This is a genomic window from Chitinophaga sp. 05T412 (assembly GCF_056396465.1).
Window position 1 is genome coordinate 586,351 of the sequence record NZ_JBFTLN010000003.1, and the last position, 13,383, is coordinate 599,733.

At 48.7% G+C, this 13,383-nt stretch carries 8 protein-coding genes; 3 read left to right on the forward strand and 5 right to left on the reverse strand.

Features of this window, described 5'->3' with window-relative positions; all coding sequences use genetic code 11:
• Positions 1-136: 136 nt before the first annotated feature.
• The 3 genes from AC1DFM_RS09660 to fucP are packed head-to-tail and all read left to right on the forward strand — an operon-like array spanning position 137 to position 3,551.
• On the forward strand, positions 137-1,369 hold the full coding sequence (locus AC1DFM_RS09660) for a DUF6786 family protein (RefSeq protein WP_477076506.1): 1,233 nt from the start codon (positions 137-139) through the stop codon (positions 1,367-1,369).
• Positions 1,370-1,394: 25 nt separating this feature from the next.
• Entirely contained in the window at positions 1,395-2,255 is an 861-nt protein-coding gene (locus AC1DFM_RS09665; RefSeq protein WP_477076507.1) for a fumarylacetoacetate hydrolase family protein, read from the forward strand.
• A gap of 21 nt (positions 2,256-2,276) precedes the next feature.
• Positions 2,277-3,551, forward strand: a complete 1,275-nt coding sequence (gene fucP, locus AC1DFM_RS09670) for an L-fucose:H+ symporter permease (protein WP_477076508.1) — start codon at positions 2,277-2,279, stop codon at positions 3,549-3,551.
• A gap of 121 nt (positions 3,552-3,672) precedes the next feature.
• On the opposite strand, the gene AC1DFM_RS09675 is transcribed toward fucP, so the two are convergent.
• From AC1DFM_RS09675 to AC1DFM_RS09695, 5 genes are all read right to left on the reverse strand, one after another.
• Positions 3,673-4,815 carry a hypothetical protein gene (locus AC1DFM_RS09675; RefSeq protein ID WP_477076509.1) on the reverse strand — a complete coding sequence of 381 codons (1,143 nt, stop codon included), beginning with the start codon at positions 4,813-4,815 and terminating at the stop codon, positions 3,673-3,675.
• Positions 4,816-4,831: 16 nt separating this feature from the next.
• Positions 4,832-6,631, reverse strand: a complete 1,800-nt coding sequence (locus tag AC1DFM_RS09680) for a RagB/SusD family nutrient uptake outer membrane protein (protein ID WP_477076510.1) — start codon at positions 6,629-6,631, stop codon at positions 4,832-4,834.
• Between the two features lie 10 nt (positions 6,632-6,641).
• Positions 6,642-9,725: a SusC/RagA family TonB-linked outer membrane protein gene (locus AC1DFM_RS09685; RefSeq protein ID WP_477076511.1), complete on the reverse strand. Its 3,084-nt coding sequence runs from the start codon at positions 9,723-9,725 to the stop codon at positions 6,642-6,644.
• A gap of 108 nt (positions 9,726-9,833) precedes the next feature.
• Complete coding sequence (locus AC1DFM_RS09690) at positions 9,834-12,383, reverse strand: GH116 family glycosyl hydrolase (RefSeq protein ID WP_477076512.1); 2,550 nt, start codon at positions 12,381-12,383, stop codon at positions 9,834-9,836.
• Between the two features lie 219 nt (positions 12,384-12,602).
• On the reverse strand, positions 12,603-13,325 hold the full coding sequence (locus tag AC1DFM_RS09695; RefSeq protein WP_477076513.1) for a metallophosphoesterase family protein: 723 nt from the start codon (positions 13,323-13,325) through the stop codon (positions 12,603-12,605).
• Between the last annotated feature and the right edge of the window lie 58 nt (positions 13,326-13,383).

Here is a 13,383-nt window from a genome sequence, read left to right on the forward strand (position 1 = left end):
CAGTTAGCTTTTAGCTATTAGCAGTTAGCTAATGCAGAGGATTGTAGCGAATAAATGGCAGTAAGAGAGATGATGGGGTTATGCTTTTTGCTTTCGGCTTTATGCTTATTATTATTTATCACTTAATTCCATTGATATGAAATCCATTTTTATCTCCGGTTGTCTGGCAGCTGCGCTGGCAGCATGTAACGGGCCGGGCGCCACGCATGAACAAAATAATATGAAACCGGTMAACTTTGGTGAAGACGTTAGCTTCCTGCAAAAGCATCTGAAAAATGTAGTGGTCCTCAAACATGCCGGCGATAGCGGCAGTGTGGTAGTTACCGGCGATTATCAGGCAAGGGTAATGACCAGCACCACCGGCGGCAGCGCTGGCAGAAGCTTTGGCTGGATCAATTACAACCTGGTAGCTGCGCAAAAATTTGCGCCACATATCAACGCCTTCGGTGGAGAAGAACGTTTCTGGCTAGGGCCGGAAGGTGGTCAGTATGCACTGTTCTTTCCTCCGGGGAAATCATTTGAGTTCCCCAACTGGCAAACGCCAGGCCTGATCGATACTGCACATTATGCACTCACGGCACAATCTGATACCGCCGTCACCTACCAGCAGGATGGCATCTTACAAAATTATTCCGGCAGTACTTTCAACGTACATATCAACAGAAGTATACGCCTGTTAGGCAACCCGGATATACGCAACAAGCTGGGATTTGAGCCACCCGTGGGCATTAAAAGCGTGGCCTATGAAACGGATAATACTGTTACCAACAGCGGCGACAGCGCCTGGCAGGAGCAAAAAGGACTGCTGAGTATCTGGCTGCTCGGCATGTTCAAACCTTCTGATCAAACAGCAATTGTAGCACCGTTCCAGCATATTCCCAACGCCGCCTCGCACATCACCGACGACTACTTTGGAAAAATTCCGCCGCAAAATCTGTTGGTAAAAGACAGCCTGCTGCTGTTCCGCGCCGATGGTAAAGCCCGCGGCAAACTGGGCTTGTCGCCACTGATCGCGAAAAGAGGCGCCGGCAGCATCGACCTGGAAAATAACACACTGACCGTTTTATTCTACGAAGTAGTACCACAAGGCCGCTACGTGAATTCAAAATGGGAGCAGCAAAAAGAACCGTTTAAAGGCGATGCGGTGAACTGCTACAATGACGGCCCATTAGCCGATGGATCGCAAATGGGACCTTTTTATGAAGTAGAATCCTCTTCAGATGCACGTGCCCTGAAACCAGGTGAATCCCTGCGTTATCAACAGGTGACCATGCACTTTGAAGGCGATCACAAAGCGCTGGAAGCTATGGTAGCACAGCTCTGGCAACTACCATTACAAGACGTGCAAAATTTCCTGCATCACAAATAATATTATCCACCGCAAATACTTCCACATGGACATCATCCGCATCTATAAAACCTCCGCTGCCTTACTCGTCTCCCACCAGGATCAGTATTATACGGTAGCCGCCAACTGGAATACGTATGTCAACAGAACCGGCCTGTTTGATTATGTGCTGGCCGACATAAAAGATAAAACGCCTATCCCTGCCGCCATCGCTGAGCAACTGTTGGCCGCAGACCTGCTGCCCCCCATTGGTGCACAGGAAGTATGGGCCGCCGGTGTTACCTATTACCGGAGCCGCACCGCGCGCATGGAAGAATCCGAAATATCCGGCGGCGCCACTTTCTACGATAAAGTGTATGTAGCAGAAAGACCGGAACTATTCTTTAAAGCCACGCCACACCGCGTTTCCGGTCATGGCCAAATTGTATATATCCGCGAAGATTCTTCCTGGGATGTACCAGAACCGGAACTAACGCTGTTCATCAGCAGTCAGGGTACCATTGAAGGCTATACGATTGGCAACGATATGAGTTCGCGCAGTATTGAAGGAGAAAATCCGCTGTATCTGCCACAGGCAAAAGTATATGAAAAGTGCGCGGGGCTTGGTCCCTGCCTGATGGTGCCCAGTACGCCTATTCCGGCGGACACTATGATCAACATGTCTATTTACCGCAACAACGAAGTACAATACGCGGACAGTGTGCCCATTAGTCAGATGAAACGTGGCCACCAGGAGTTAGTGAATTTCCTCTACAAAGGATGTGCTTTTCCCGAAGGTTGCTACCTGATGACAGGCACCTGCCTGGTACCGGATAACAGCTTCACCTTACAGGATAACGATCGCGTAGAAATCAGCATAGATCATATTGGCCGGTTGGTCAACGAAGTACAGACCTGCCGCCTATAACCCATCATCAAACCCGCTTTTATGGATTCCACAATAATCGACGTAAAAACAGGGGCCACTGCGGCCCCTTCGGGTAACCATTCCCTGAAAGTTGCTTCTGTACTCATTATCAGCCTATTCTTTCTGTGGGCACTTACCGGCAATCTCATTCCTGTACTCATTCCCCACCTCCGAAAAGCCTGCCAGCTAAATGATTTCCAGTCGGCCTTCATTGATGCCGCCTATTGGATCAGTTACTTCTTCTTTGCACTTCCTGCTGCATGGCTGATGCGTAAATGGAGTTACAAAACAGGGATCATTACCGGCCTGTTAATTGCCGCTGCCGGCGCTGTATTATTTTTTCCGGCGGCAGAATGGCGTTCTTTCGGTATGTTCCTCTTTGCTTTGTTTCTGGTAGCTGCCGGCATGACATTCCTCGAAACTGCCGCCAACCCGTATATCACCATGATGGGATCGCCGGAGACTGCCGTGCAGCGACTTAATTTCGCACAGGCATTTAATGGGCTGGGCGCCTTTGTGGCAGCATTTTTTCTCAGCAAAGTGATTCTCTCCGGTAAAGAGTTGACGCATGAACAGCTGAACAATATGTCACCCGACGTGCTCAATGCATACCTGTTGTCCGAAGCCCGTTCTGTACAAGCGCCTTACCTGGTGATTGCGGGGGTATTGGTGCTCACCGCCATACTGTTTATGGTAGTGCGCTTTCCGCCTATATCTGAAGAACACAGTGATGGGCTGCAAATCAATTTTCGTGTATTCCGGCACGCACATTTTCGTTGGGGCGTGTTGGCGCAATTTGCGTACGTAGGCGCACAGGTGTGTATTTCCAGCTTCTTTATCCGTTATGCTGGTTATAGCGGACATATGCCGGAAAAAGAAGCCACTACGCTCCTCGGTATCCTATTGTTATGTTTTATGTTGGGAAGATATGCGGGTACTTTCCTCATGCGGAAAATTGCACCCCGCCGTTTACTGCTGTGGTATAGTATCGCCTGTGTATTACTACTGTGTTATAGTGTAGGCGTTGGCGGTAGAACAGGTGTATATCTGTTACCAGCGGTAGAGTTTTTTATGTCGATTATGTTCCCTACTATTTTTTCCTTAGCGATTCATGAGCTGGGCAATGAAACCAAATCTGCGTCTGCATTTCTCGTGATGTCTATTGTTGGCGGTGCTTTGATACCGCTGGGTTTGGGCGCAGTGAGTTACTACAGCAATGTACAACTGGGGTATATGGTGCCGTTGATTTGTTTTGCGGTAGTGGGCTATTATGCATGGCAAAAAGCTGAAAGCTGAAAGCAGAAAGCAAAAAGCTATTGAGGCGATTGACCATTGCGGATATTAATTCGCTTTGATCAATCGCCTCAATAGCTTTTTGCTTTCTGCTTTCAGCTTTCAGCTTCTTTAAATGATGCTGTTATTCTGATAACAATTGGGCAATTGTTTTACGCGTAAGGCCAAAATAAAATTGCTGGCCGCTGCGATATGATTGTCGTAATTCAAAGTTTTCGAAAGAAGGGCCACCGGGAATATTGATATATGCGGATGGATCTCCATTGCCTCCGCCCCAGTATTTGGCGCGACCATTCACTCTTGCCTGTAGCGAATGATCTGCATGTGTAGCTGCTACCCGCCAATATTGTATCAGCTTATAAAAAGGACGATAACGCCACCCCCACTTTGTAGCATAGGCCGATGTTTCCGGCCAGGCAGATAATTCATTTAATGTTTCATCCGGTGTTGCCATCACGATCACATCGCCACTATGATTGTGTAATAATTGTGGTAACGGATAGGCAGCCTTCTCTATAAAATTAATATCCTGATAGCCCGCATATAATTTCCGTGCATTTACGATGGTATCTTTCAGGTATAAATTTCTTAAACGGGAATAGTTCCCCATGGTGGCGCTAACGCCGCAACGATCCATGGTAGCGCTACCTGGCTGATGGAACACTTCAATACACAACTCTTCCGGCCGGTTGCTATGGATGCTGAGTCGCAGATATGGATGCGCCCCATTGATAAATTGCTCCATAAAAACATAGAGATACAAAACGGTATTTTCCGGATGTTGCACATCGGTCACAATCTGGCTTAGCGTATCTGTAACAACAATTCCCCGCGTACCTGCACCTGCTAAAAACCTTGCCGGATCATCCGTTTCACCGGCCCACATCAGTTTGCCCCATTTACCATCTACCTGTGAAGGCGATATTTCGCTGAACTCCATATTCCCATTTACCACCGGCTCAATAGCGATGTAGTTGATATGGTAAATGATGCGTTGCCATTCGTAGCCTATCCGTAGCAATCCCCTGGGACCGCCGTCATTGCCGGGTCGGGGATTTTCAATCGCCGCAGGCCAGAGTGCTACTACAATGCCGTTGCGAATCCCCCATACCGGTGGACTCCCGGCATGTTCGGGTCGTATCCATTCGGTAGCGCTCTGTTGCGCGAAGAGCGTTGCCGGTAGTAATAACATACTAACGGCAACGAGCCTGCTAAAAATTCGTCTGCATAACCCACTGATACGGTGGGGGTGAGTGGCGTTTATCATCTTACAAAAAACTGATTTACCAACCCGGATTCTGCACCAGGTTGGGATTTTTATTGATCTCCGCTTGTTGCATCGGCCACAGATAATGTTTGGGCGATACAAACACGCGTTTTTCTATTACGGTTCTTTTATAAAAATTATCGTCGTTGAGAGCAGCACCGGCGCCAATGTTCATGCCGTGAATTTCTTTGTTGTCTATGTCGCCAGCGGTTTTCCAGCGATGGGTATCGAAGTAGCGGTGCGTTTCAAACGCCAGTTCAATGCGGCGTTCATGGTGAATACGTTCCCGCATCTCGGTTTGCGACAAACCAGCTGGCAGTCCTGGTAAACCGGACCGGTCGCGGATAGCGTTTACATATTGATATACGTCTGCTACCGGGCCATCTGCTTCGTTGAGCGCTTCTGCATAGTTTAAATATACTTCGCCTAAGCGATAATAAATCCAGGTATTTAGTGAAAACCTGTTTTGGAAGATGTCGGAGGTCGGGTTGACCATTTTCTTCATCAGGTAACCGGAGATGCAGTAATCGGAACCGGCTCTCTTTCTGCCGTCCAGGCCTTCATTCCAGAATTGTATGCCCCGGTTTTTCCAGATGGCGCCGTTAAAATTAATGCTGGCATAGAAGCGTGGTTCCCGTTTCACGTACATGTTCCGCACACCTGCCGGATAATAATCTTTCGGATGCTTATCCGTTACATAACCTGTTTCTACGTATCCTGACGCCGCATTGATAATAGGCGAACCATCAGCATTGTGGCCGGTAATGGGGCGCAGGCCGTTGTCCATTTCATAGTCGTCTACCAGTTCCTGGGTAGGACAAAAAATGGAGTAGCCGCCGTAGCTGATGGGATTGCTGCAACGTTCAAAATGCGAGTGTTCACCGGCATTGCGGGCAAACAGTACTTCTGCATTGTTCCGTTCAATAAATATTTCCTGGTAATTGCGCACCGGATCATTGGAGGCGGAGCGATACAGTTTATAGCCATTGGATGCTGCGCCGTCAATACAAGCCTTGGCGGCTACGGCGGCGGCTCTCCATCTTTCTTTATCAAAAGCAGGAAAAAGCGCGGTGCCTTCTTTGTCTTTGATACCGGTGTAATCGGGGTTGCCATTCCACAAAGGACTGGCCATGTATAACAACGCCTGTGCTTTTAAAGCCATGGCAGCAGCTTTCGTAATACGGCCGTATTTATCAGGTGTTACGGTCCAGTCGAGCAGCCCGGCAGATTTATCGCATTCCGAGGTGATAAATCCAATCACTTTATCGATAGGTGCGCGGCGTATTTTCGTATAGTCTTCGTTGAGCGCATAGGCATGATCCGCAATAGGTACGGGGCCATAAATACGGGCCAGCATAAAATGAAAGAAGGCCCTTAAAAAGGTAGCTTCTCCGATCCATTTTTTCCGGTCTTCTTCCGGCATAGGCACCTGTGCTACATTTTCCAAAAAGATATTGGTTTTGCGGATGCCTTCGTACATATATCCCCAGATATCGGGGAAGTAATCGTTGGCACTCCAGGCGCCGGAGTTGAGCATATGTGAATAGGCGCCAAGAAAAGTGATCTCCATTTCATCGCAGCCGCCGGTAAAGGGATTGCGCTGGTCCCAGTCGGCCGCCCCCAGCATCACCGGAATATTGCTATAGGCAGACGTGAGAAAGGATTCTGCATACTTCCTTTCTGAAAAAACCTTTTTTATATCCAGGTCTTCGTCCGGTGCTTTTTTCAGGTAGTTTTTTGTGCAGGAGGGCAACAGGAGCAAGCCCAGTAAAAGTACACAAAGCTGTTTTGATATGATGGCAATTATATTTTTCATCATGAATGAATTAAAAGGTGAGCTGAGTACCAAAATTCACACTGCGCTGCAATGGATATCCGCCGGTACCATATTCTGATTCAGGATCTATGGCTTTTATTTTATCCCAGGTCATGAGATTAAATCCATTTACAAAAATTCTGATTCCTTCGAGTCCCGCTTTGCGGCCTTGTTTCAGGTGAATGTTGTAGGCCACTTCTGCGCTTTTCAATCGCAGGTAAGCTGCATTTTGCAGGAACAAGGTAGAAGTGCGGTTGTTGTTCGGATTTTGTAACGGGGATACCCGTGGATATTTGGCGTTCGGATTGTCTGGTGTCCAGCGGTTGTCGTAGTATTCATGCAGGATGTTAAACGTGCCGAGTCCCATCGCGAAAGCGTACATGGATGGCCCATCTACAAAGAGGCTGGCCTTTGCGGCGCCAGTAAAGAAGAAGCTCAGTTCAAATCCTTTGTAGCCAAAGCTGGCGCCGGCGCCGTATACAATTTGCGGTGTTCGCGGATAACCGATGGGTACGCGGTCGTAGTCATCGATGATGTTATCGCCGTTTTTGTCTTCGTATTTGATATCGCCGGGGCGTACCTGCTCCATAAAAGTTTGCTTAGGGCTTTTGTCGATGTCTGCCTGATCCTTGAAAAAGCCCAGTGCTACCAGTCCCATGGGCTGATCGATGGGTTGTCCTACAAACGACTGATAGGCATATTTCGGGATGGGATCATCATTCTGCGTACAGATACTACGGGCATAGGTAAACGTTCCTMTGATGTTGTAGAAGAAGCCGCTGCGGGTGGTACGTTTAACTTCCAGCAAGGCATCAATGCCACTGTTTTTTGCCTTACCGAGATTAGCATAAGGGAGGATACCGGGAAAGTAGCCGGTTACGCGCGGAATAACACCGCGCTGAATTAAAATACCGGTTCTGTTTTCTTTAAATCCATCTACCTGTAGCGTGATGGCGCCGTTGAATAATTCAAGATCCAGTCCCAGGTTTGTTTTGTTGGCCACTTCCCAGGTGACGTCGTTGTTCCCCAACTGTGCTTCATCGAATCCGTCGTACACACGTTGGTTGTCGCCAAAGAGATAGTCTTGTCCGTTGCGGTTAATGGTGGTAAGGAACAGAAAGCGCCGGGTATCTGTACCGATGCTGATTTGGTCGTTACCCACCTGACCATAGGAACCTCTGATTTTAAGATTGGAAATGGCTTTGATATGCCAGAAACTTTCGTTGCTGATCACCCAACCGGCGGATACTGAGGGGAAGAAACCATATTGTTTTCCTTCGGGAAAGTTTTCAGATCCGTTGTAGCCTGCATTCACTTCTGCGAGGTAACGGTTATTAAAATTGTACGTCAACCTACCCGCGAGGCCCTGGCGGCGATAAGGCAGGTTATTGATGGTGCTGTTAGCGGTGAGGTCAATGTATTCGCGGCGGTTGCCGAGGATCATGCCCGTTACGTTGTGCGCCCCGAAGTTGCGGTTGTAGTTAATGGCCAACTCCGTATATACGGCGCGGTTAGCCCGGTTGATGACCCTGTATCCCATGGGTTGTTCTTCCCGGATAATGGCGTATTGATCGTTGCCGTTATTGTCTTTGCCGCGGTATTGCTGAATGGCGTACTGCTTGTTTCTTTCTGTGGAAGCAAAGTAGGTATGATCATAAGAAAACATGCCCCGCACGGATAGTCCTTCTGTTACGAGCGACGACAAATCCCATTTACCACTGAAAGTACCTTGCAGGGTATTCATATCCTGCCGGGTGTAACCGGCGCGGGTAACGAGTCCCCAGGGATTATTCTGCAGGTAGGAAGTAGAGGCGCCGGCAATAGAGTTATCCGGATTTACTTTTGGATAGTTAATGGGAGATGTGATTTTCAGTGCGTCAAAAATATCAGGCGCGCGGGTGCCCGGGTAGTTGCCTTGCTGAATAACCCCACCAACGCCCAGTTCCAGGCTAATGGTTTTGGATACGTTGATGTCTACATTGGAGCGGAAGTTGTAGCGCTTCATCTGCGCATTGGTTTTATAGTCGTTGGCCGGATCTTGTTTATAGATACCATTCAAAATCGTATAGCCGACATTGGTATAGTACTTTATGATTTCGTTACCGCCAGTTACGCTGAGGTTGTTGATACTTTGAAATGTATTTTTCTTCAACACGGCGTCGGTCCAGTTCACATCGGGGTAGAGATAGGGATCGGAATGATCTTTAAATTTCTGTAGTTCTTCCGGCGTGTATTTTAGGGGGAGGTTATCGTTGTTGAGTGCTTCGTTTACCAGACCTGCATATTCACCGCCGTTGATATAGTTGGGCAGTCGTAATGCGGTGAGGGTGGCATTTTCCGTACGAAATACCACCGCAGGTTTCCCGACCTTTCCTCTTTTGGTGGTGATGAGGATCACGCCGTTAGCGCCTCTTACGCCGTATACCGCTGTAGCGGAGGCATCTTTGAGGATAGAGAAGCTTTCAATTTCCTGGGTGTTGAGGTTATTGATATCTCGCTCTACGCCATCCACGAGGATGAGCGGACTTCTGTTGGCCCAGGTGCCGAAGCCGCGGATAAATACGGCGGCGCCGTCGTAGCCGGGTTCACCGGAGCTTTGGCGGGTAATGATGCCGGGCATGCTGCCGGCCAGGGCATTCGACAACGACGGTGTAGCGATGCGCTGCAGGTTGTTCACCGGCACGCTGGAGATAGCGCCGGTGACAGAGATTTTCTTCTGCTTGCCAAATCCTACCACTACTACATCTCCTAAGGTGCTGGATTGTTGTTTCAGGGCAACATTAATTTCTGTTTGGCTGCCCACGGGTATCAGTTGGGTTTCATAGCCTACGTAGGTAAATACCAGCGTTACGTTTTGTTCTACTTTAATGGCATAGGTACCATCGGGATAGGTAGTAGTGCCTACCGGCGTACCTTTCACCACTACATTCACTTCTGCCAAAGGTTTGCCGGTGGCAAACGCAGTGACTTTTCCCGTGATCACTTTTTGTGCAGATAAGGTATAGATACTACTGAAAAAAAAGAACAGGAAGCCCAGGCCGCTTTGAATGATCCGCGGTGGCATGGGTGGTCTTCCTTGCAGGGAAGCTTTCATAAACGTGTGATTTTGGTGATTTCGTGTACTTAATCGTTTAAGCAACTATTGATTAAAACCGGTTTACTATAAAAAGCCTGTCTGATGATTCTGTGAAAAGGGTGCGTATTATGCGGATAACGGTATTTTCTTTCCATTCACGATGGCATGAGTCGCGGGAATAGTGCCATACACCACGTGTAGCGATGGAATTCCTTTTTTCCAGCTCACTGTACCAAAGCCTTTTTCGGTGGCCAGGAAGCTGCTAAAATCGCCGATGCGGGAGTCTATATGAAGAACATTGTCCACCGCATCGTAGCGCAGGCCGGTGAGTCCTTGTAACAGGCCGTAGCTGGAGAGGGCCCGGGCGTACCAGTGACCGCATTCGTATTCATTGAACGGATTGCGCACGGCGCCATCATAGCGTTGGCGGCAGGCCCGCACTATTTCCAGTCCTTTGGCTACTTCTCCATGAAACATCAGGTGGGAAGCAACCTGGTATTCGATGCCGGTCCATACTTCATTGCTGTATACAAATGGCAGCGACAACATACCACCTTTCGGCCAGGAGCAGAGCAGCAGTCCGCCTTCATGGCCGAGGGCATAGGTAGAGCGTTGCGGGTTCACATGCTGACTTAAATCTTTCTTCAGGTTGTAGCGATGTACGGCCAGCAAATGGTTTTTCGTTTTTGCGGGATCAGCAGGTTCATTCATGCCGCATACGCGCGCCATCCAGCCTCCGAGGATACCGTCCGACAGGCAGCCTTCGCCGTACTGGTATTTGGGGCCTTCTTTTTTCAGCAGTGCAATGGCTTCATCGGCGTATTGTGTGCTGAAGGATTGTGCTTTTACCGGGTCTGGTGCATTGAGTCCGGTCCATTGAATTTTTTGTGTAAAGTATTCTCCGTTGTAAAGGGTGGTTTCCAATTGTTGTTTGCCTTTCTGATACAGTGCCTGGTAGGTAGCCACGTCTTTGCCTAATGCGGCGCCCATCAATGCAAATGCCTGCAAGGCGCCCAGATAAAAGCTGGTACACATGCCGGTGGCGCCCCAGAATTCAATATCATACGTGTTGTGATGCGGTTCTTCTACCAGTCCTTTGCCCCGGGGGTCCCAGGTGCGGATGCAATAGTCCATGCTCACTTTCACTAAGGGATACATTTCCTGTAACCAGGCAGTATCGCCACTGATACGCCATTCGCGGTATACTTTCATGATGCCGCCGAGTTGACCATCGGCAGCGGAATGAAAATTATGTACCAGCGGGGAAATGGGTATGTTCGCCCTGAATCCCTGGTGTCCTTCTGTGTTTTGATTTTCGTTGAATTCGGTGTGGCGTAAACTGCGTTCCAGTCGCGGGAACAAATGCGGTACTGCCTGTGCATAATTCCATACATGCGTACATGTACCATGACAACTACCCCAGTTATCGCCGGAACCTTCCCAGCACCAGAAGCGGCCATCGTATTGGCGCATGACGGTAGCTGATTTCAGGATCGTGAGATTAGCCGCTACCGCTTCCACTACTTCCGGAGGTAAGCTGCTTTTATAGAAAGTATCGGTAAACAATGCGGTTTTTTTATACAGGTCGGCGTAGTTCATCTTCCAGTAATCTGTTACTTCCCCTATATTTTTAAACCGGTTGCTATACCAGGGTTTGTAGTAGTCGCCGAATGCGCTGGTAGCGTTATCGCCTATACGTAGTTTGGAGTCGGGTACGTACCAGGCCATCATCAGGCGGATCACTTTTTGCTCACCGGGCTTCAGTTGAAATGGCACAAAGAGAGACGCACCTGGCGCGTCTTTGTCGACCGGCGGCGTACTGCGCGTGTTCCCATCTTTCAAAGTATTCCATACCATGGTCAATGGATCAAACCAGCCACCACGGAACCAGCAGTGATCTACCACTGTTTCCGGCTCCGTTGTAAAAATGGCGAAGTGGCCTTGTTTCTCCGCCGCATGCTCCGTTGCTTCCTGTGACAAAATAAACCCGTTGGGCATGGCTTTCACGGTGTGCAGGGTATCGGCCTGCCGCATAAAATTGCGGGCATTATAAGAGAAGATGCAGCTTTCTGTTTTGCTGCCGGTATTGGTGAAATGATATTCGAGCGCGCCTACCGGCATGCTGGCGTGGTCTTCATCGCCGGGAATGAAAGGACTCCAACCTTTGATCGCCACTTGCACCGGCATAGTGGGATCGTGTAGCACGATATCCGCAAATGGGAAGCGGGCATTCATGGTAGCTTCCTTAAAGCGTGGCAGTCCCCAGGTAGCGCCACCAGTGCCGCCGAGGCCTGCATCGCGTTGTCCAAACTTTTTCCAGTCGGGCACCGCGCCTTCCAATACACGTGTGGCGCCGCCTTTGATGCTGATGGCAGCAAACATGGCGGGCTCGAAAAACATCTCCGGGTTGTGCCGGATAGACATATGCGAGATGGCGCCCGTGCCTTCCAGGCAAAACATACCGGCGCCAATACCCCCGATGGGAAAGGCGATGCGGTTGTTGTATTTTCCTTTATAGGTATCGTTAAAGCGGCGGCCATTCTCCGGTGTGGGCTGGTCTGCTGTGTCTTCTTCTATGGATGATTTACCCAATGCTATTGCTGGCAGTGCAGAAATACCGAGGCAGGCTACGCCTATATTTCTCAGAAAAAAACGTCGGTTGTTATTTTTTTTCATGGATGCATTATTTTATAAAAGCTACCGGCAGATGTGTGATGCCCGGTTGTTGTACTCAATACATAGGTGGCCCCAGAGCTGGCGTGCGCTACTTCGTTCCTGTTTTTCATATCCGTGGCAGTCATTTGCTTAATCGTTTAAGCAAATGAGCAATAAAAAAAATTACTTTAAGCAATGAAACTAAAATAATTTATCTGAGCATCCAAATTTTTTTTCTGATCAGGGGCGTTGCTTGAGCATTACTTCGGTATCGATACCATCTTCATTGATTTCAATAATCCGGTAGCCGAAAAATTTATGGTCCATTTCTAACGTAGCGGCATCTTTTACAAACTGCACGGAAACAGCGGGCGTAACATACTGCTGAATATGGCCGTGGGTTTGTTCATCGTCGAGGTGCAGATGTCCGCAAAAGATATATACGTTGTGCGGGTGTTGCTGCAATACAGCGGCAATATCATCGCGGCCTTTGAGCGGGTAGGCACGGTCTACCTCTGCATTCACACCGAGTATAGGATGATGCACAAACAGGATTACTTTTTTATTGGTTTGCATTTCCTGCCGGAACCATTCCAGTTGTGCTGTGCTGATTTCTTCGGCGGAAGAGTCCAGGAAAATATGTTTGTAGCCATCCTGTTCTTCGGAGTAGTACATCTCTTCCCGGCCCGATGGCAACGGGTTGTAGTAGGTAATGACTTCCTTGAATTTGTCGTGATTACCCAGGGTGATCTTTACATTACCGGCGTATTGGCGCAGCAGATCGAAGGTAAAGGTATGTGAGGCCTTATCGCCCATGTCGCCGCCAATCACTACGTTTTTGATACCTGCAGCATGCACTTCCTGCAACATATTTTTGATGTCTTCCCTTACGTTCACGGGGAAACTGGCGAGCCCGGCTTCATCGAGATGAGGGTCTGTAATGTAGGCGATCACATTTTTCATATGAGTGGATTATGATTAAATATAAGGATTCCTTCGCTAAAAAAACAGACAGCCGACC